This window comes from Psychrobacillus mangrovi, assembly GCF_037104765.1.
In the GTDB taxonomy this organism is placed as follows: Bacteria; Bacillota; Bacilli; order Bacillales_A; family Planococcaceae; genus Psychrobacillus; species Psychrobacillus mangrovi.
The window spans coordinates 365,457-384,981 of record NZ_JBAWSY010000002.1 but is presented as its reverse complement, the minus strand read 5'-3'; the positions used below and the strand labels follow the sequence as shown (position 1 = coordinate 384,981).

The 19,525-nt window shown below is 36.0% G+C and carries 19 protein-coding genes; 14 read left to right on the top strand and 5 right to left on the bottom strand.

What is annotated here, in order from left to right; all coding sequences use genetic code 11:
- Positions 1 to 103: 103 nt before the first annotated feature.
- Entirely contained in the window at positions 104 to 1,369 is a 1,266-nt protein-coding gene (locus tag WAX74_RS04940; RefSeq protein ID WP_336496550.1) for a hemolysin family protein, read from the top strand.
- 121 nt (positions 1,370 to 1,490) lie between these two features.
- The gene (locus WAX74_RS04935; RefSeq protein WP_336496549.1) at positions 1,491 to 2,039 is read left to right on the top strand and encodes an RNA polymerase sigma factor; all 549 of its coding nucleotides are present in this window, start codon (positions 1,491 to 1,493) and stop codon (positions 2,037 to 2,039) included.
- Between the two features lie 362 nt (positions 2,040 to 2,401).
- Here WAX74_RS04935 and WAX74_RS04930 read toward each other — a convergent pair whose 3' ends face one another.
- The 3 genes from WAX74_RS04930 to WAX74_RS04920 form a co-directional block, all read right to left on the bottom strand.
- Positions 2,402 to 3,970 carry an ABC-F family ATP-binding cassette domain-containing protein gene (locus tag WAX74_RS04930; protein WP_336496548.1) on the bottom strand — a complete coding sequence of 523 codons (1,569 nt, stop codon included), beginning with the start codon at positions 3,968 to 3,970 and terminating at the stop codon, positions 2,402 to 2,404.
- Between the two features lie 300 nt (positions 3,971 to 4,270).
- Positions 4,271 to 4,453: an SE1832 family protein gene (locus tag WAX74_RS04925; RefSeq protein WP_336496737.1), complete on the bottom strand. Its 183-nt coding sequence runs from the start codon at positions 4,451 to 4,453 to the stop codon at positions 4,271 to 4,273.
- A gap of 48 nt (positions 4,454 to 4,501) precedes the next feature.
- Positions 4,502 to 5,506, bottom strand: coding sequence for a hypothetical protein (locus WAX74_RS04920; RefSeq protein WP_336496547.1), 1,005 nt, complete (start codon positions 5,504 to 5,506; stop codon positions 4,502 to 4,504).
- A gap of 122 nt (positions 5,507 to 5,628) precedes the next feature.
- On the opposite strand from WAX74_RS04920, the gene WAX74_RS04915 reads away from it, so the two are divergent.
- From WAX74_RS04915 to WAX74_RS04900, 4 genes are all read left to right on the top strand, one after another.
- On the top strand, positions 5,629 to 6,387 hold the full coding sequence (locus tag WAX74_RS04915; RefSeq protein ID WP_336496546.1) for an NAD(P)H-binding protein: 759 nt from the start codon (positions 5,629 to 5,631) through the stop codon (positions 6,385 to 6,387).
- Between the two features lie 143 nt (positions 6,388 to 6,530).
- A complete protein-coding gene (locus tag WAX74_RS04910) occupies positions 6,531 to 7,094 on the top strand; it encodes an NADPH-dependent FMN reductase (protein WP_336496545.1) in 564 nt (187 codons plus the stop codon).
- 106 nt (positions 7,095 to 7,200) lie between these two features.
- Positions 7,201 to 7,737 carry a sigma-70 family RNA polymerase sigma factor gene (locus WAX74_RS04905; protein ID WP_336496544.1) on the top strand — a complete coding sequence of 179 codons (537 nt, stop codon included), beginning with the start codon at positions 7,201 to 7,203 and terminating at the stop codon, positions 7,735 to 7,737.
- Positions 7,730 to 9,037, top strand: a complete 1,308-nt coding sequence (locus WAX74_RS04900; RefSeq protein WP_336496543.1) for a DUF4179 domain-containing protein — start codon at positions 7,730 to 7,732, stop codon at positions 9,035 to 9,037. Before WAX74_RS04905 ends, WAX74_RS04900 begins: the two co-directional genes overlap by 8 nt.
- A gap of 227 nt (positions 9,038 to 9,264) precedes the next feature.
- Here the strand turns inward: WAX74_RS04900 and WAX74_RS04895 are convergent, their stop codons facing one another.
- The gene (locus WAX74_RS04895) at positions 9,265 to 11,454 is read right to left on the bottom strand and encodes a DNA topoisomerase III (RefSeq protein ID WP_336496542.1); all 2,190 of its coding nucleotides are present in this window, start codon (positions 11,452 to 11,454) and stop codon (positions 9,265 to 9,267) included.
- Between the two features lie 95 nt (positions 11,455 to 11,549).
- Positions 11,550 to 12,488 carry a VOC family protein gene (locus WAX74_RS04890; RefSeq protein WP_336496541.1) on the bottom strand — a complete coding sequence of 313 codons (939 nt, stop codon included), beginning with the start codon at positions 12,486 to 12,488 and terminating at the stop codon, positions 11,550 to 11,552.
- Between the two features lie 168 nt (positions 12,489 to 12,656).
- Here WAX74_RS04890 and WAX74_RS04885 point away from each other — a divergent pair, with 168 nt between their 5' ends.
- From WAX74_RS04885 to WAX74_RS04850, 8 genes are all read left to right on the top strand, one after another.
- Positions 12,657 to 13,070 carry a BlaI/MecI/CopY family transcriptional regulator gene (locus tag WAX74_RS04885; protein ID WP_336496540.1) on the top strand — a complete coding sequence of 138 codons (414 nt, stop codon included), beginning with the start codon at positions 12,657 to 12,659 and terminating at the stop codon, positions 13,068 to 13,070.
- Between the two features lie 3 nt (positions 13,071 to 13,073).
- Positions 13,074 to 13,922: a M56 family metallopeptidase gene (locus tag WAX74_RS04880; RefSeq protein ID WP_336496539.1), complete on the top strand. Its 849-nt coding sequence runs from the start codon at positions 13,074 to 13,076 to the stop codon at positions 13,920 to 13,922.
- Between the two features lie 53 nt (positions 13,923 to 13,975).
- Positions 13,976 to 14,617: a DsbA family protein gene (locus WAX74_RS04875; RefSeq protein ID WP_336496538.1), complete on the top strand. Its 642-nt coding sequence runs from the start codon at positions 13,976 to 13,978 to the stop codon at positions 14,615 to 14,617.
- Complete coding sequence (locus tag WAX74_RS04870) at positions 14,607 to 15,011, top strand: disulfide oxidoreductase (protein WP_336496537.1); 405 nt, start codon at positions 14,607 to 14,609, stop codon at positions 15,009 to 15,011. The genes WAX74_RS04875 and WAX74_RS04870 overlap by 11 nt, the downstream gene beginning before the upstream one ends.
- A 205-nt stretch (positions 15,012 to 15,216) precedes the next feature.
- Positions 15,217 to 15,762 (top strand): thiol-disulfide oxidoreductase ResA, encoded by a 546-nt coding sequence (gene resA, locus WAX74_RS04865; RefSeq protein ID WP_336496536.1) that lies wholly within the window; start codon positions 15,217 to 15,219, stop codon positions 15,760 to 15,762.
- Between the two features lie 675 nt (positions 15,763 to 16,437).
- Positions 16,438 to 16,764, top strand: a complete 327-nt coding sequence (locus WAX74_RS04860; protein WP_336496535.1) for a metal-sensing transcriptional repressor — start codon at positions 16,438 to 16,440, stop codon at positions 16,762 to 16,764.
- A 14-nt stretch (positions 16,765 to 16,778) separates the two neighbouring features.
- Positions 16,779 to 16,988 (top strand): copper chaperone CopZ, encoded by a 210-nt coding sequence (copZ, locus tag WAX74_RS04855; protein ID WP_336496534.1) that lies wholly within the window; start codon positions 16,779 to 16,781, stop codon positions 16,986 to 16,988.
- Positions 16,989 to 17,069: 81 nt separating this feature from the next.
- Positions 17,070 to 19,487 (top strand): heavy metal translocating P-type ATPase, encoded by a 2,418-nt coding sequence (locus WAX74_RS04850; protein WP_336496533.1) that lies wholly within the window; start codon positions 17,070 to 17,072, stop codon positions 19,485 to 19,487.
- Positions 19,488 to 19,525: the final 38 nt, after the last annotated feature.

Here is a 19,525-nt window from a genome sequence, read left to right as displayed (position 1 = left end):
GAATAGAAATAGTATAGCATAAGATTTGTGACAACTAAAATCACAGTATGATATAGTTATAAAGAAATACTGTTCGACTTAATCATTTTAGGAGGATACACACTTGTACATAGAATTTGTACTATTAGGTTTTTTACTACTTGTATCATTTTTTTTATCAGGTAGTGAAACAGCTTTAACAACAGTTAATAGGACGAAGGTCCGGTTACGAGCTGAACAAGAGGAGAGAGCAGCAGAGAAATTACTTGTTCTTTTATCGAAACCGGACCGAATGATCATAACAATTTTAGTTGGAAATACTATTGCAAATATAGCAGCAACTGTTTTGTTAATCCTGATAGCTGAGAATTATCAATGGAATATTGCCTGGTCCGTTGTCATTTTAGCGGTAGTAATAATACTGTTTGCTGAAGTTTTACCAAAAACAATTGCCGGCACTTTTTCAGAATCAATTGCCTACATAATAGCTCCTATCATACGCCTACTAGTTTCTTTGTTAAGACCAATAACGTTTTTAATAGCAGGACTCATCAATATGATGATTCGTATTGGTTCTAAAGGAGCGGTAAGGGAAACAACCATTTCAAAAGAAGAATTATTAAATATGGTAGATATTGCCTCTAACAATGGGACATTCGAAGAAGAAGAATCAGAACGTTTAAAAGGTATACTCGATTTTCCAAATAAAGATGTATCGGATGTTTTGTCAACCCACCGAACAGAAGTGGTTGCAATTCCTTTACAAGCTACATATGAGGAAGTACGAGATACGATATTAGAACACTTTTACACTCGATATCCTGTATACGATGAGGATATGGATACAATAGTGGGAATGTTTTATTCGAAAAAGCTGATTGAGTGGTCGATGGTTCCATCTACAAGTTTAGAGGAAATAATTGATAAAGAGCCATTATTTGTAGTTCAGACATTGAGTGTCGAGAAAGTCTTTAAACTGATGTTGACGCACAAAAAACATATGGCCGTTGTATTAGATGAATATGGTGGAACACTTGGAATTGTGACACATGAAGACATATTAGAAGAAATGATCGGGCAAGAAATTGAAGACGAAACCGATTATGATGAAGAAATATTAGTGCATGAGATGACCGATAATCAATTAATCTGTGCAGGACGTTTGGAGATAGAAGATGTTAATCAAATGTTTAATATTAACATCTTGAATGAAAATGATACGATCGGTGGCTTTATACTGGATCAGTTAGGGCATGTTCCGGAAGAAAATGAACAGTTTACCTATGAAAATCTTCTTTTCGAGGTAAACGAAATGGATCGAAACCGTATTGCTAAATTAACAATAATAAAAAAAGAGATTATAACTGAAGTAGAGACGCAAGAGAGATAATTACTCCTTGCGTTTTTTATTCTTACACGTTTGTAATAGAATTGAAAGAGAATCCGATGGAGTGAAAGGTTGATATTTGGCATTATAAAGGTATCAACAAAAGCTGAGCGGAGGAATAATCATGCAAGTCAAATTAGAAAATGTTTATGAAGAATATAACCGTTACATATATTACTTATGTTTAAAATTAACTAAAAACCAAATAGATGCGGAAGATTTAATGCAAGAGGTTTGGATGAAGGTCGTACGTTACGAATCTTATATGAAAGAAGTTGACCACTTAAAAGCGTGGTTAACAACTATTTGTATGAATACGTTCCGTGATCGTTACCGCAAACAAGTGCGACGTAGCAAATATGTTGCAAACCAACCCGAACAGTTGGATGTTTCTATTTTAGATTTAATTGCTTCCGATGTATTATCGGTGGAGGAGCAACTGGAGAAAGAAGACGTAAGTGAAATCATTCGTTCCAAAGTTGCAGAATTAGATGGTATCTATCAAAAAACAGTTTTATACTTCTATGTTCACCAATATTCATTGATTGAAATTGCCGAAGTGATGAAGGTTTCTATTGGTACGGTAAAATCACGACTTTTTAGAGCGAAACAACGCTTGAAAGAATTAATTATGAATGATGAAATAGCAAAAGAATCATTAGTTTTAGCTTAATAAAGAGAAGAGTCTCCAGTGAGGAGGCTCTTTTTTAATTTTAGTTACTTTACTCATAATATTGGACGCTCCAAATACAATTTGGTTCCCTTGTACTTTTAAATTTACTAGAACATTGCTGTTGATAAGAATTCTACGAACCTATTTGCACTTGCGCTTGGCGGCGCACGACCCCGCATCCCGCAGTCTCATAAAGTCGTTCATGCGGCTATTAAGGTGCAAATACAAGTATCAACTATTACTAATAATAGGCTTTCTATTTATCATTTTCGGGTAGTTTAAGACTTTAAAAAACAATAATGAATAATAACGGACCAAAAAGCCCCGAGCTATACTAAGCTCAGGGCAATCAAAAAACAAACCTATTCTTCTATAACTTCTTTTCCTGTGGAGAACCATTCCTCTACGTTCCATACTTTTGTTACTAAGCCTTCATAGAATTCAGGTTCATGGCTCACGAGCACGATTGTTCCTTTAAATTCTTTCATTGCTCGTTTTAGTTCTTCTTTTGCATGGATATCTAAATGGTTAGTCGGTTCGTCAAAGATTAACCAGTTACTTTCTTCCATCATCAGTTTACATAAACGTACTTTAGCTTGCTCTCCACCACTTAAACTAGAAAGGGGACGAGATATATGCTCACTTTTTAAACCTGTCCGAGCTAGAGCTGCGCGTACTTGGCTTTGCTCCATACTAGGATAAACTTCCCAAATCGCTTCAATCGGGGTAATATTCCCAGCTTTTACTTCTTGTTCAAAATAAGAAGGGAATAAGAAGTCTCCACGAGTTACTTTTCCACCTAACGCAGGAATCTTACCTAGCATTGTTTTAAGTAAAGTAGATTTACCAATACCATTCATTCCAACAAGTGCAATTTTTTCTCCACGTTCAATATTAAACGTTAGAGGAGGAAGTAAAGCTTTGTCATATCCGATTTCTAAATGTTCTGCTTCTACTACATATCGACCGGAGCTACGCGACTCTTTAAAACTAAATTCAGGCTTTGCTGCTGTTTCCGGACGGTCTATACGCTCGATACGATCAAGCTGTTTCTGGCGGGATTTTGCTCGTCCCGTTGTGGAATAACGTGCTTTATTTTTGGCAATAAATTCTTCTTGTTTTTTAATAAAGTCTTGTTGCTTTTCATAAGCATCAATATGTTGTCTTTTATTTAACTCAGCAAGCTCTAAGAATTTTTCATAGGAAGCAGTATAGCGAGTCAGCTTCGAAAACTCTAAGTGGAAGATGACATCCACAATGCCATTCATAAATTCTGTATCATGCGAGATTAATAAAAATGCATATGGATAGTTTTTCAGATAGTTTGATAACCAAGAAACATGTTCTTCATCTAAATAGTTGGTAGGCTCATCTAATAACAATACTTTTGGCTTCTCTAATAAAAGCTTAGCTAGAAGTACCTTTGTACGTTGTCCGCCAGAAAGTGCTTCGACCGGACGATCTAATCCAATCGCATCTAGTCCAAGCCCTCGAGCAACCTCTTCCACTTTCATGTCTAATGTATAAAAATCACCAGCATCTAAAGCATCTTGAATTTCCGCCATTTGTTCAAGTAATTCTTCCAATTCCTCTGGAGTGGCATCTGCCATTTTTGCTATGATTTCATTTAACTCTTCCTCTTTTTTATAAAGAGGCAAAAAGGCATCTCGAAGTGTGTCGAACATGGAGCGTCCTTGTTGTAAACGTGTATGCTGATCTAAATAACCGTAATGAGTGCCAGGTAACCATTCTACACGGCCCTCATCATAAATGATTTCGCCTGTCAGTATATTCATCAAAGTGGATTTACCAACACCGTTTGCACCAACTAGTCCAACATGTTCTCCTTCCACTAAACGAAAAGAAACCTCTTTGAAAAGAGTGCGATCTCCGAATGTATGTCCCAAATTTTCTACGTTTAATAAGCTCATTTATTGTTTCCTCCAAAAAGAAAGCTCGCCAGACTGTTGACAAACGCTTTCATTCTTCGTTGCTCCTGCGCAAAGCTCGTCGCAGAAAGAACGTTTGCTGGCACTTCGTTGTAAGCTCATGAACTAAAGTTCTATTCGCTTCCGCCTCGAGCTGGCGCGCAGGCCCATAGGATGTGGGTCATGCAACCGTTGCGACAAGGATGTCGCGAACTTAGGTTGCCTCGACTGACAAGCGTTTTCAAGTCAGTCTGGGAACCTAGCTTCGAAATTTATCAGCCAGAAATCTGAATAATTAACGTTTTACAATTCCGCGAGCTGTTTGTTTAGTTCTGCAAGGTCTTCTTCCATTTTGGCTAATCTACGTTCGGCGTTTTCTACTTGAGTGGGGTGGCCGTTTGATTCTAGTTTTTCCATGTCACCTTGTAAACGGATGTAATCCATTTTTAACTCAGCTATTTGTGCCTGTAGTTGGTCTTTTGTCATGAATGTTTCACCTTCAGCTTTTTGCATAATTGTAGCATAAAAAGTTGTTTAACGCGCTATTTCTTCTTGTTCTTTTTTATTCGTAATAGTTTCTTGGATAAGATTTACGACATCTTCTAAATTAGAACTAAATTGAATATGTTGCTGTTTCTGTATATACGCTTTTCTTCTATTGTCATGCAAAATGATTTCCATCACTGCATTTTGAAGGTAGGACTGCTTAATTTTGCGCCCTAATCCCAAATTGGCAAAGCCATTTACTTCTTGTGGGAACGCATAGTTCATTTCTTCTTCATGTGCACAAAGGATAATGCAAGGAATTTTTAGTTGTGCAACAAGGAAAGGGGTGTAAGCACCAGAAGTAATGACGATATCACTAGTGTATATATAAGATTCTGGTTCTTTGGTGGAAATTACTTTGATGGATTTACGAGTTAAAGCAAAGCGCTTCAGCTCTGTTATGTCATGTTTGTAATGTTCATCAACTACCACACTGATTTGCAAAGGGATGTGCAATTGGACAAGATGTCTTAAAGTGCGGTACGTCAAATTTTCTGGATCTTCATAAGGGAAGGCAACAACAATATGTGGAGGGTCCTGTAACATGTTATTATTTTTATATACAATTTTATGTGCTGGAATATACCCGGTAGGACCATATACATAATTTTCTTTGGAAATATCCTTTGGATTTTCATATAATGCCTGAAAAACAATGTCAGCTAATGCCCCGCCATCCCCGTGATCATCAAAATGAATAAGCGTACAGTTTAAAGTTTTTAAATGGCGAATCAAATCTTTTTCGGAATTCCCACTATCATGAATAATACAATTAGGGCTAAATAATTTAAGTTCTTCTAAAAGGTTAGCGTTATTTCGAAATAAAACTGCTTTGATATTTAGTGTTTCTAAATATGCAATTAGGCTTGTATTAGAGCTAGGTACAAAAATTTTACAGTCTGAAGTATTTAATGCAGGGAGCAGCATTTTTGCTCGATCAGCAGGATATAATCCGCGGTGTGGAAATGTATTTAAAAGATAAGCTAGTTTCAATTTTCATCATCCTTTCCTGACTATACTTATTATTGTATGGAAAGGGACAGGTGTGTATGACTGCAAGAAAGGGGACAGGCTGAAGTCTCTCTATATTTTATAAGGATGGGTGGCATATTGAAATGGAAAAAAGAACAGCTATCGTTGTTGGTGCGACGGGGTTAACGGGAAGCTTTTTAGTAAGACAATTATGTGAAAGCGAAGAATATGTTGCAGTATCTATACTTACAAGAAAAGACATTACATATAAGCATCCAAAACTAGATGTGAAAATAATAGATTTTGACACGTTGGAAGAAAAGGACCTTGAAATTGCGGATGACCTTTTTTGTTGTTTAGGAACAACGATGAAAAAAGCAAAGACGAAAGAAAACTTTGAAACAGTAGATTTTACTTATCCTCTTCAAATTGCTTCACTTGCTAAAAAAAGAGGGATACAGCATGTGCTTGTTATTTCTGCAGCAGGTTCCAGTGTGAAATCTCCGTTTTTTTATAGCCGCGTAAAAGGTAGAATGGAGCAGGAGCTTATAGACTTAAATCTTCCTCAACTGTCCATTTTTCGTCCTTCTTTACTTACAGGAAATCGAGGGGAATTTCGATTTGGAGAAAGGCTTGCAGAAGGGGTATTCCAATTACTTAATCCACTATTGGTTGGTCCATTTAAACGTTTTCGTTCCATTGAAGGTAAACAATTAGCTTATGCAATGTACCATTTTGCAGTCCATAGAAATAAAAACAAAGTGAATACATATAAAGCTTTACTTATTTTAGAAGCAAAACCAATTATAGAAAAGGATGAGCAGCCGATTCCGAGAGAAGAATTGTTTAATTGGGAAAAACGAAAAGATATATTTGTAGATAATGAAAAAACAGATGATTGATGTAATTTACAGTTATTAAATAAATGCATATACTACATTTATTTAATGATGACAATGAATAGAGGACTCTCGGTCAAAAGGATGAATGAATTTTAACCTTCTTTTTTGATACAATAAGGGACGGATAAAGGAGGTTCTGTATAATGAAAATTCTACTTGTAGACGGAACAATTATCGGTACGAAAACAGGTGTTATTTTAGAACAAGTGAAAGACTATATAGAAAAACTAAACATGAATTATACATTAGAAATTGTAAGCCTAGCTAATTATGAACACCAATTCGTGGATGGTAGACCATTTGAAAATTACAACGATGATATGAAGCTGCTCGTTAGTAAGTTTGAGCAAGCAGACGGATATATTATCGCAACACCTATTTTTCAAGGCTCAATCCCTGGAGTATTAAAAAATACATTTGACTTTTTACCACCAAAAACAATGAGATACAAACCAGTATCTATTGTGGCGAATGGCGGAACGTATCAACATCACTTAGTAATCGAAAACCAGTTAAAGCCCATTTTGGACTATTTCCGATGCCTTGTCACACCAAACTATGTGTACACACACTCAAGTCACTTTGATGAGAATAACGTCATCGTTGAAGAAGATGTGCATGAACGCCTCCGCGAACTTGCTCGTGTCTTTGTGCAATACGTGGAAATGAGTAAGACACTTTGTAAAGAGCCAATTGATACGCATTAATTAACTAGTATAGAAGGATGTCTCCAAAGCTTTTGGTGACATCCATTTTTTTATTTTAAAACAAATGAACTTTTTTGGTGTTCAGATGTCTAATGTATAAGAGGGGATGAAATGGGGTGTGGATGTGGAGGATTTAGAGATAGCAAGTAAGGCCATTCAAGGGGAAGAGCAATCATTTATACAGTTAATGCAGTTGCACAAAAAAGTACTGTATCGTACAGCATTTGCCTTTCTAAAAAATGAACATGATGCAATAGAAGCATTTCAGGAAGTTACATTTAGAGCCTATCTAAAAATACATACAGTAAAAGAGCCACAATATATGAAAACATGGCTTATTCGAATTATGATGAACTATTGCCAAGATCATTTAAAAAAGAAGAAACGATATATTTCAAATGAATTACTGCAAGAAATGGGCTTTTACACAGACAATACTAATCTTGAAATGGAAGAGGCCATTGCCTCCTTGTCTCGTGCTGAGCAACAGTTAATATTCCTAAAATACTTCCAAGATACGAAAATCAAAGAAATAGCAGAGATAGAAAATATTCCAGAAGGAACCGTAAAATCGAGACTTCATAAAGCACTAAAGTCATTGAGAAATTTCCTCACAGAGAAAGGAGATGTAGACCATGTATGAGAAAGAAGAAGAGATGTTAAACAAATCAAAACAGCGATTGGAGCAAATTGAGATTCCTGAACAACGGCTAAACGATGCCATACAAGAAGGCATCAAAAAGGCAAAAAGCAAAAAAAGAAATCGTCGAAAAACACTCTCCATGCTTTCTGTAGTAGCAATTCTAATGCTTACATTGGTGACATCTATTCGAGTGTCTCCTGCATTTGCTAACGCAGTTGCATCAATTCCCGGGATGGAGAGATTTGTTCATTTAATTCAATTTGATAAAGGGTTAGAAGCAATTATTGAAAATGACTATTACGAGCCAATCGGCGTTAGCCAAATAAAAGACAATATGACGTTTACGATTGATGGAGTTATTATAGATGAAACGGGAGCAGAGATTTTCTATACGTTAGAAGCCCCTCATTCTATTGAAAAAATTAGCTATGAAAAAATTGATTTATTAAATGACGATAGAAGTCTAATTGGTTCTATTGGGTACGGTTCACCAAATCAGGAGCATTCAAACCGAAAGGAAGATAAAATAAGCTTTGTTTTTGTAGAGACAGAGAAATTTACTTCTAATGAGTTTGAGATGACTTTTCAAGTAGAGATGGATAGTAAAAATACAACCTTCGAAGTTCCGTTCACTATTAAAAATGAATTGAAGAATGGAAAAGTATATTCAATAAATAAAGAAGTAGAGATGGATGGCCAAAAAATAAGCGTGAAAGAAATAAAGGTTTATCCCCTACGTGTAGCAGTATCTATAGAGTTTGACGAACAAAATGATATGGAAATCTTACAGTTTGAAGATATGCGAATCGAAGATGAAAACGGCGAAGTTTGGAGTTCCATTCAAAATGGAACTAGTGGTTTTGGTGGAGTAGAAAACAAAGAAAGAACGTACTTTTTACAAAGCAATTATTTTAAAGAGCCAAAAGAGCTTTATTTTAAATTCGATAAAGTTCAGGCGCTCCCTAAGGACGAAAGTTATTTGTTAATAGACTTTGGAAAGAAGGAACTTTTGGAACAACCATCTTTCGGTAAAATTGAAGTGACTGATATTCATAGTAATTTCTTTAAGGTAAAATATGCTCCTATACGGGAAAACCACTCCTATTCGTTATTCTCACAAGGAAAGAATGCAAATGGTGAAGTGGTTGATATTCCAACTCTAAGTACATTTGGCGCTGGTGATGAATATGAATACTCGGAAGTCACTTTAGATGCAGCAGATATTATAAATCCTGTAAAAATACCCTTTTTAGCATATCCAAATTACTTAGATGGTTCTGTAACAATTAAAATGAAATAAATATGGAGTAGTAGGTGAGTTTAATTGGAATAAAATGTATGTTCGAGACTAATTTCACTAAAGCCAAGACCAATCCAGACAATATCGCAACCAATTTATCAATAACGAGACCAAATCAATTAGAACCGAGACCAAATCAACATTAACCGAGACTAAATTAAAAAATCACTAAAAAAGAGAGTGATTTTAAAGTCGTTTAATACGACTTCAAAGTCACTCTCTATTAACTACAACTTCAAATTCTTCAAAGCCTCAGCTAATGCATTATTAACTGGCTCTTCTTCTTTGTTTTGTTGCTTCAGATACTTTTGTACATCTCGTTTATCTGCTTTCCCTCCGGAGGTTTTTTTACGACGTTCGTTGAAAGCAGAGAGCTTTTCGCGATAGCCACATTTACATGTGAAAATTTGCCCTTCGCCTTCACCGCGAAGTTCAAGCTTTTTCTTACATTGTGGACAGCGGGCATTTGTCACTCTAGCTACATTTTGACGGTGACCGCATTCACGATCTTGACATACGAGCATTTTACCCTTCTTACCATTTACCTCAAGCATAGGTTTACCGCAATCAGGACAGCTCTTCGTGGAGATATTGTCATGCTTAAATTTCTTCTCGCTCTTTTTGATGTCACTTACAATTGTTTTTGTATAGTTTTTCATTTCACTTATGAAGACATTTTTGTTTAGTTTTCCTTTTGAGATTGCTTCAAGTTTTTGCTCCCACTCTGCAGTAAGGGCAGGGGTCTTCAAGTCCTCTGGAACTAAATCAAGCAATTGTTTTCCTTTTGATGTGATATATATATCTTTGCCCTTTTTCTCCATAAGGAAGGAGTTAAACAGCTTCTCAATAATATCAGCTCTTGTTGCAACTGTTCCAAGACCACCCGTCTTATCAAGTGTTTTTGCCAACTCTTTATCTTGGGTACCCATATATTTAGCAGGGTTCTCCATAGCTGTAAGTAAAGTTCCTTCATTAAATCTAGCTGGAGGTCTTGTTTGACCAGAAGTTTCTGTAACCAATTTAATAGATAATTTATCGCCTTTTTCAATACGAGGAAGTATTTGTTCCTTCATATCCTCTGCGTTATCATCTTCTTCAAAGCGATTTTCATATACTTCCTTCCAACCTGATGAAAGAATTGTCTTCCCCTTTGCTACAAATGTTTCATCTCCAATAGCTGCCTTCACTGTGATTTGTTCATATTCGAAAGGAGGGTACAAAACTGCTAAGAAGCGTTTTACTACTAAATCATAAATTTTTCTTTCTTTATCCGTAAAGTTTGCTTGATTCACAATTTCTTCTGTTGGGATGATTGCGTGATGGTCGGATACTTTACTATCATCTACAAATGCTTTGTTTGCTTTAATCGGTTTTTGTAAAACTTTGTTTGCAAGCTGTCTGTATTGTCCGATACCACATGACTTTAAGCGTTCTGGTAAGGTTTCTACGATATCGCTTGAAATGTATCTGGAATCCGTTCTTGGGTATGTTAGCACCTTGTGTTGCTCATACAATTTTTGCATAATACCAAGCGTTTCTTTAGCAGAATAGCCAAATATTTTGTTCGCATCACGTTGTAATTCTGTTAAATCATAGAGTTGAGGGGCAAAGTTTTTTTTCTGTTTCTTATCCACTTCCACAACTGTACCTTGCTTCTTATCTACTTTTGCAATTATTTGTTCTACTTTTTCTTTCGTAAATGTTCGAGTGTCGTTTGTCTTGCTATCGACCCAAGTGAGTTTTAAATTTTTATCAGTATGAGCCTCAATTCCATAATAGGTTTTAGGATTGAAGTTTTTTATTTCTTCTTCTCTTTGCGCAATTATAGCGACTGTTGGAGTTTGTACACGGCCACATGATAATTGAGCATTAAATTTACTAGTAAGAGCTCTAGTTGCATTTAATCCGATGTACCAATCAGCTTCGGAACGTGCAACAGCAGCGTGATATAGGTTTTCATAAGCCTTACCAGGTTTTAAATTTTGAAAACCTTCTTTAATTGCTTTGTCAGTCACGGATGAAATCCAAAGACGTTTAATTGGCTTGTTAACTTTTGCTTTATCAATTATCCATCTCGCTACTAGTTCACCTTCACGACCGGCATCTGTAGCAATAATGATATCACTCACATCTGTACGGACTAATTGACTTTTTACAGCATTGTATTGCTTACCGGTTTGCTTAATCACGACAAGCTTTAAGTCGTTAGGGAGCATTGGTAAATCTTCCAGGTTCCAAGTTTTATATTTATTGTCGTAAACTTCAGGGTCGGCCAGTGTTACAAGATGTCCTAATGCCCAAGTCACAATATATTTGTCGCCTTCTAAGAAGCCGTTTCCTTTTTTATGGCAATTCAATACTCGTGCTATGTCTCGAGCAACTGAAGGTTTTTCTGCTATTACTACACTTTTCTTCATTTTAAAACATCCTTTCGGGGTAACCATTGAATTTAAATATAGCATAGAACGTGTAATTTGTAGAAAGGGATGCGTTGATATGTTGTTCTTATGATTTATTTAGCTATAATTTCAAGGGTATTTCCTGAAGGATCTTTTACAAGTATGAAACTATCATTTTCTTCAAATGGAAAATCCAAACGCTTCAGTTCTGTTTTAGCTTTATCTAATTCCTCTTGTGTAAATATAATCGAAAACTTCCTTAGGCCCTTAGAATTGTCTGGAGGTGCAGGGAGGCCGGTGCCAGACCATATGTTTAATGCAATGTGATGATGGTAGTGGTCTTTTGATAAAAACAGACTTCCATTTCCTTTTGACGTTATATCAAAACCAAGGCCGTCTACGTAAAATTGTTCCGTTATTTCAAGTTCAGAAGCTTGCAAATGCATATGGCCAATGCGAGTGTCATCTGGAAGCCCGTTCCATGAAGGAGTTGCTTGTTTGACCAAACTCTCGAAATCTATCGGATAAGAACCACCTACATATCCACCGTCTTTGTCACGCTCCCAATTAGCTGGAGGAAGATCTGTGTATATTTCAATACCGTTTCCATCTGGATCTGCTAGATAAAGAGCATCACTATACTGATGATTTGATGCACCTTGCATAGGATATTCTGTTTCTGATAAATGAAGAAGCATAGTTCCTAAACTGGAATGGTCTGGCAATAGAATAGCAAAATGATAGAGCCCAGTTGTTCCTAGAGGTTTCTCCACCGAGTTTTCAACTTCTTCTAGTACTAGCAAAGGTGTTTTACCATCGGCAGTTAGGGTAACTTTATTTTGTTCTGCTATTAAAATATCAAAGCCGATTACTTGTTGATAAAAAGTAGTTAATTTATCAACATCAGATACGATCAAGCTCACTTCTTTCACTCTAGAAGGTGAATTAGTATTATATATTTCATAAGTTTCTTCATTTTCTTTAAACAGAAAGAATAGTGATAGAAGCACTAATAATCCGATGCTTAAACTAATAAGTCGTTTGTTTTTCATTGTGTAAATCTCCTTTTTTATATAAACTACAATTTGTAGTGTAGCAGGACTTTCTATTAAATACAGTTATTAGATGTTACAAAATTGTTAATTGTATCATTTTCGATTAACGATTGTTGACTGGAATAGTCAGTCACACTACAATGAGTAATGTGAGGTGATAAAATCATGTTGATTCGTAAATTTAATAAAAATGAAAGTGGGTTGAACCGCTTTTTCGGACCACTTGAGGCGAAAATAATGGACATCTTATGGAACAATTGTGAAATGACAATAAAAAATGTTCAACAAGTTCTTGACCGTGAAAAGGGGACCAATTTTAACACGGTTATGACCGTTATGAATCGGCTGGTCGAAAAAGAAATTCTTCAAAAGAGAACAGAAGGAAGATCTTCATTGTATAAACCAGTTCTATCGAGAGATCAGTTTTTACATACGCAGTCAAAAGAAATGACAAACGAATTAATGGATGAATTCGGAACCGTTGTCGTAAGTCATATGCTAGATGCATTAGAAGATGTTGATGACGATCTTGTCGCTAAACTTGAGAAAAAAATTAAAGAATTGAAAAAGGATAAGTAATTTATGTCAAAACGTCAATCATCAATTATGTTCATCGTGTCACTAGTCATTTCCGGGATAATTTTTCTTCAAATGGCTCTATATATTATCTCGATGTTAGCAGGATGGAACGTTAAGTTTAATATAGTTGCAGTTTGTCATAGTACCTTAAAAGCAATTGGATTATCCTCACTTGAATATGTCCTTGATGCACTTGTTGTTTATACCGTTCTCTTTGCCCTTTGGAAAATAGGATCACAAATAATACATGCATCCAGAATGAAAAGAAGGTTTCAGCAATACAGAGAGAAAAAGCTGACAATCGAAATGAATAAGAAGTTTGGTAGTGGAGAAGAGGATATTTTCGTTATCTCTTACCCTATTCCAATCGCAATAACTATGGGGTTTATACGACCTAAAATTGTCGTATCAACAGGTTTGATTAATCTATTAAATGAGGAAGAACTAAAAGCTGTCATTGCTCACGAAAATTTTCATCAAGAAAATCGTGATCCATTTAAGATTTTTTTACTCACACTTTGTTCTTCGACAATGCGCTATATTCCAATTCTTAAGTGGTTTAATGAAAAATATAGAATCATTCAGGAAGTATTGGCAGATGAATTCGCAATCGAGAAACAGGAGACATCTATGTACTTAGGGAGTGCCTTGTTAAAAATATTGAAAGTTGGAAAGCAAGAAAGAATGCCTTTTACTTACGCATCCTTTGCAGATACATCTGTAAATTATCGAATTCAATATATTTTAAATCCATTAAAAGATGTTGAGTGGAAGATACCCTTGAGGGAAGCGTTCTTGTCGTTAGCAATTTTTATCTTAATCTGTATATTTTTTATTTACGCTTTAGCGTAAATTTTTTACCAAATTACACTACACAATGTAGTTTAAAACTAGGAGTGTTTTAATTGTCGAAGAAAATATTTTGGGTGATCGGTATAGTTGCAGTATGTCTTATAGCGATTGTTATGTTAACAGATGCAAAAGAAAAGGCAGTCGATATTAATTACGAAGGACAGCCGTTTATAGGGGAAGAATCTGCGCCAGTTGAAATTATTGAATTTGGTGATTACAAATGTCCACATTGTGGGGAATTCAATAACAGTCTCTTTCCTATAATAAATCAAGAATTAGTTGAAACAGGAAAAGCGAAGTTTTACTTTATTAATTATTCATTTATTGCTCCTGATTCAACAACCTCTGCGCAATTTGCGGAAACTGTTTACAGAGAACTTGGTAATGAAAAGTTTTGGGAATTTCATCATCTATTATTCGCAAATCAAACAACAGAAAATGGGCAAGCGAATTTAATGTCAGAAGACTTTTTAAAGGCTGTTTTAGCTGAAGTTGCAAGCCCTGAAGAAACAGAGAAAGTTACGCTTGCATTTAAAGAAGGTAAAGGCAAAGAAGCATTGGATAAAGATATGAGTACGGCTAATAGGTTAGGCGTAACTGCAACTCCAACAATATATGTCGGCGGAAAAGAATTTACTGGAGGAACAATGGATGATTTAGCCGAAATGGTGGAAGAGGCCGCTAATGGTAAATAAACATTTGCTAATTGCTTGGGTTGCATCTATTATAGCAATGGTTGGAAGTTTGTTCTTCAGCGAGCGTATGGGCTTTATACCTTGCACTCTTTGCTGGTATCAACGAATTTTGATGTATCCCCTTGTGATTTTTCTAGGTATTGCTTTTTATAGTAATGACAGAATTATATATAAGTATATTTTGCCTTTATCTGTTATTGGAATGTTCGTTTCCAGTTATCATTATGCACTTCAAAAGATTCCTTCTATGCATGAATTCAGTGCGTGTACGAGTGGAGTTCCATGCTCAGGTCAATATATTAACTGGTTTGGATTTGTCACGATTCCATTTTTGGCGCTAATTGCTTTTACTTTTATTACGATTATGATGTTAATGCTTTGGAAACGTAAATAACTACATTATTTGGAGATAAAATTTTGATGAATCTCAGAAAATCTCAGAGTATCTCAGAAAATCTCGGGGTATCTCAGAAAATCTCGAGGGTATCTCAGAAAATCTCGGGGTATCTCAGAAAATCTCGAGGGTATCTCAGAAAATCTTGGGATTATCTCAGAAAATCCCGGAGTTTCTCAGAAAATCAGAAAGGATGGGGATAACTATGGAAAAAAAGAAGAAAAGGTTTTATATACGACTTATAGTCTTGGTATTAATGATTGGAGCTATTGGATTTACCATTTATTCAAATTTAACTAAAGAGAAAAATGCTATATTGCAGGTAGGGGATTATGCACCTGACTTTGCACTTGTTGATATGAATGGAGAAGAGCATCAATTATCGGAATATAAAGGACAAGGTGTCTTTCTAAATTTTTGGGGAACTTGGTGTAAACCATGTGAAAGAGAATTCCCTCTCATGGACAAACAATATCAGGAATACAAAGACCAAGGCCTTCAAATATTAGCAGTAAACATTGGTGAATCAGATTTTCAGGTTCAAAAGTTCGTAGATCGTAAAGGCTTAACTTTCCCTGTACTAATTGATGATAATAAAAGTGTGATGGAAACTTACAATATTAACCCATTGCCAACAACCTTTCTAGTAAACCCAGAAGGGAAAATTGAGAAAATAATTACAGGTGAAATGAGTGAAGAAACCATTAAGCGTAATATGGAGCAAATCATGCTTAATAATGGATCTCTCTAAGCAAATAATAATTGAAGTAGTTATAAATAATGGCGTTCATTTAAGTTAAAACTTTAACTAAATGAACGCCATTTTTGTAGTTAATACATCTTATTAAAAGAATAAGCATTGTTTAATTATGCTTTAGGTTAAAGGGAATACTGCAGATCTATTGGCATTCGCGCTGGTCGCACGTCCGCATGAGAGACTTGTAAGTGTTAGCGTATCTAGATGTTTTATACGGCACGTCATGTCGCTGGGAAGGCGCGAATGCCAGAGTATCCTATTAATGAATTTCGAGTAATAGTTCTCTGTTACAGTTAAATTAGTCTCGGTTATGCTGCGATTAGTCTCGGTTGTCCTTGAATTGGTCTCGGTTATGCTATGAATAGTCTCGGCTGTAACTTAATTGGTCTCGTTCCGACATTTCGTTACATTTTCAGAGAAATATTTCCAATTAGAACAGCTAACTCACATAGAGATAACTCTTTACTTATCATTAACAAGTTACTTCTGACTGAATCTACGGAAATTTATAGGATGTGCGCTTCAAAAACCGCAAGCGCACATCCGTGTCTACTCTCTAAATGCTGATACAGATGTTATTGAGATTATTCAAAAAACAAAATAAATCATTTTTGTTGCATACCCCTAATAGGTATCGTATAATAAGCCTAAGAATAGGAGGTTGCTTAGTTGGACAATGTATTAGAAGAAAGCACAAATGCATCTGACATCTCTTGTAGAAAAAGTCATCATCCTGAACACGTAAAAAAAGACTTAACGAATCGATTAAACCGTATTGAAGGACAGATAAGAGGAATTAAAGGAATGGTCGATAAAGATGTCTACTGCGACGACATTATCACGCAACTTTCTGCAACTCAATCGGCTCTAAACAGTGTTGCAAAGGTACTTTTACAAGGACATTTAAAAGGTTGTGTAGTAGATAGATTAGCTGAAGGTGACAACGAAGTACTAGACGAATTGTTAGTAACAATCCAAAAACTAATGAAAAAATAGAGGAGGAATTTTATATGGTAAATCAAGTTACAATACAAGTTCAAGGAATGTCATGTGGTCATTGTGTTAACGCAATAGAAGGTAGTGTAGGGAAGCTAGATGGCGTTGAACAAGTAAAAGTTCATTTGGAATCAGGAAATGTGGATGTTTCATTTAATGAAGAAAAAGTAACAGTAGAAGAAATTAAAGAAACTATCGATGATCAAGGATACGAAGTTCAATAAATTATGGGTGCTTCTTGGAGCACTCTCTTTCTTACTTTAAAATATACCCCCTAACCGTATATAAAGGAGAGGTGAAAACGAATGAGCAGTGAGTTAAAAGAAACAAGTCTACAAATCACAGGGATGACTTGTGCAGCCTGTGCAACAAGAATTGAAAAAGGCTTAAATAAAATGGATGGTGTAGAAGAGGCAAATGTAAACTTGGCTCTTGAAAAGTCGTTGATTAAATATGATGCAGCAAAGCTCAGTGACAAAGACTTCGAAAAGAAAATTCAAGATTTAGGATATGGTGTTGCCAAAGAGAAAAAAGAGTTTGCTATTACGGGAATGACATGTGCTGCCTGTGCAACGAGAATTGAAAAGGGATTAAACAAGCTAGAGGGTGTATCTTTTGCAAATGTAAACTTAGCGCTCGAAAATGCAACTGTTGAGTATAATCCATCTCAAATTTCCGTGGCAGATATTATTGCACGTGTAGAAAAGCTTGGCTATGAGGCACATAACAAAGAAAACGAGAAGGAAGCAGTAGATTATCGAGAGCAGGCAATACAAAAACAAAAAAGGAAATTTATCCTTTCTGCTATTTTATCTTTGCCATTGTTATGGACGATGGTTGGCCATTTTTCATTTACGTCGTTTATTTATATGCCCGACTTCCTAATGAATCCTTGGGTCCAAATGACGCTTGCGACACCTGTACAATTTATCATTGGTAAACAGTTTTATGTCAGCGCGTATAAAGCGTTACGAAACAAAAGCGCGAATATGGATGTGCTTGTCGTTATGGGAACATCTGCTGCTTATTTTTATAGTGTGTACCAAGCCATTATTACGGCTGGTGAACATCATAGTGCTCAACTTTACTTTGAAACAAGTGCTGTACTGATCACTCTGATTTTATTGGGAAAATTGTTTGAAGCTAAAGCTAAAGGGCGCTCTTCGGAAGCTATTAAAAAGCTGATGGGATTGCAGGCTAAAACAGCGTTGGTTATTAGAAATGAAACAGAAGTAGAAATACCGCTCGAAGAAGTTGTCACAGGAGACATTATATTAGTGAAGCCGGGTGAAAAGATCCCAGTGGATGGAGAAGTCATAGAAGGAAACACGGCGGTGGACGAATCGATGCTTACAGGGGAAAGTATTCCTGTTGATAAAACTATCGGTGACTCTTTATTTGGATCCACTATAAACAAAAATGGTTTTCTAAAAATGAAAGCTACCAAAATCGGAAGAGATACTGCACTTGCGCAGATAATAAAAGTGGTGGAGGATGCACAAGGATCTAAAGCACCTATTCAGAGACTAGCAGACAAAATCTCCGGTGTGTTTGTTCCGATTGTAATCGGTATTGCTATTATTACCTTTTTAGTGTGGTTTTTCTTCGTCGTTCCAGGTGAATTTACACCAGCATTAGAAGCGCTAATTGCGGTTCTTGTCATTGCCTGTCCTTGTGCATTGGGACTTGCGACGCCAACTTCAATTATGGCTGGTTCTGGTCGTGCAGCGGAGTTTGGAATCCTGTTTAAAGGTGGAGAACATCTAGAAACTACTCACCATATTGATACAGTTATTGTGGATAAAACAGGAACAGTAACTAATGGAAAGCCTGAGTTAACGGATGTGATCGTAGCAGATGGAGTTAATGAGAAAGAGTTTCTAGCTTTAATTGGAGCAGCGGAGAAACAATCGGAACATCCGCTAGCCGAAGCGATTGTTCAAGGGATTCAAGAGCGTAATATACAGCTTAAAAATGTTCAACACTTTGAGGCAGTACCTGGTTATGGGGTAATAACAACTGTAAATGGAAAAGAGATTGTAGTTGGAACCAGAAAGCTGATGACTCAATCAAATGTAGACATTTCTAATATTCAAGTCATTATGGAAGAATTAGAAGCGAATGGGAAAACAGCAATGTTAGCAAGTATTGATGGACAATATGCAGGGTTGATTGCGGTTGCAGACACCATAAAAGATTCCTCTAAAAAAGCCATTAAACGTTTAAAAGAGATGAATATTGAAGTCATCATGATGACAGGCGATAACCAAAGAACTGCTACTGCAATCGGTAAAGAAGTTGGAATCGACCATGTTATTGCAGAAGTTCTTCCGGAAGGGAAAGCGGAAGAAGTAAAAAAACTTCAGGCGACTGGTAAAAAAGTGGCTATGGTTGGTGATGGGATTAATGACGCACCGGCACTAGCAGTTGCTGATATCGGTATGGCGATTGGAACTGGGACTGATGTGGCAATGGAAGCAGCAGACATTACACTGATACGTGGAGATTTAAACAGTATTGCGGATGCAATCATTATGAGTCGTAAAACAATGAAGAATATAAAACAAAATTTATTTTGGGCATTCGCCTATAATACGTTAGGTATTCCAATTGCGGCAGTAGGGTTATTGGCACCTTGGGTAGCAGGAGCAGCTATGGCCTTTAGTTCAGTGTCCGTTGTAGTAAATGCCCTTCGATTACAACGAATAAAATTAGATAAATAAATTTTTATCAATTAGCAATTCACTTTTGTGAGTAGTTT

Excerpts from the sequence above, each read along its gene's own strand:
- WAX74_RS04935 (WP_336496549.1), top strand. The coding sequence starts at position 1,491 with ATGCAAGTCAAATTAGAAAATGTTTATGAAGAATATAACCGTTACATA.
- WAX74_RS04930 (WP_336496548.1), bottom strand. The coding sequence starts at position 3,970 with ATGAGCTTATTAAACGTAGAAAATTTGGGACATACATTCGGAGATCGC.
- WAX74_RS04925 (WP_336496737.1), bottom strand. The coding sequence starts at position 4,453 with ATGACAAAAGACCAACTACAGGCACAAATAGCTGAGTTAAAAATGGAT.
- WAX74_RS04915 (WP_336496546.1), top strand. The coding sequence starts at position 5,629 with ATGGAAAAAAGAACAGCTATCGTTGTTGGTGCGACGGGGTTAACGGGA.
- WAX74_RS04910 (WP_336496545.1), top strand. The coding sequence starts at position 6,531 with ATGAAAATTCTACTTGTAGACGGAACAATTATCGGTACGAAAACAGGT.
- WAX74_RS04905 (WP_336496544.1), top strand. The coding sequence starts at position 7,201 with ATGAAATGGGGTGTGGATGTGGAGGATTTAGAGATAGCAAGTAAGGCC.
- WAX74_RS04900 (WP_336496543.1), top strand. The coding sequence starts at position 7,730 with ATGTATGAGAAAGAAGAAGAGATGTTAAACAAATCAAAACAGCGATTG.
- WAX74_RS04895 (WP_336496542.1), bottom strand. The coding sequence starts at position 11,454 with ATGAAGAAAAGTGTAGTAATAGCAGAAAAACCTTCAGTTGCTCGAGAC.
- WAX74_RS04890 (WP_336496541.1), bottom strand. The coding sequence starts at position 12,488 with ATGAAAAACAAACGACTTATTAGTTTAAGCATCGGATTATTAGTGCTT.
- WAX74_RS04885 (WP_336496540.1), top strand. The coding sequence starts at position 12,657 with ATGTTGATTCGTAAATTTAATAAAAATGAAAGTGGGTTGAACCGCTTT.
- WAX74_RS04880 (WP_336496539.1), top strand. The coding sequence starts at position 13,074 with ATGTCAAAACGTCAATCATCAATTATGTTCATCGTGTCACTAGTCATT.
- WAX74_RS04870 (WP_336496537.1), top strand. The coding sequence starts at position 14,607 with ATGGTAAATAAACATTTGCTAATTGCTTGGGTTGCATCTATTATAGCA.
- resA (WP_336496536.1), top strand. The coding sequence starts at position 15,217 with ATGGAAAAAAAGAAGAAAAGGTTTTATATACGACTTATAGTCTTGGTA.
- copZ (WP_336496534.1), top strand. The coding sequence starts at position 16,779 with ATGGTAAATCAAGTTACAATACAAGTTCAAGGAATGTCATGTGGTCAT.
- WAX74_RS04850 (WP_336496533.1), top strand. The coding sequence starts at position 17,070 with ATGAGCAGTGAGTTAAAAGAAACAAGTCTACAAATCACAGGGATGACT.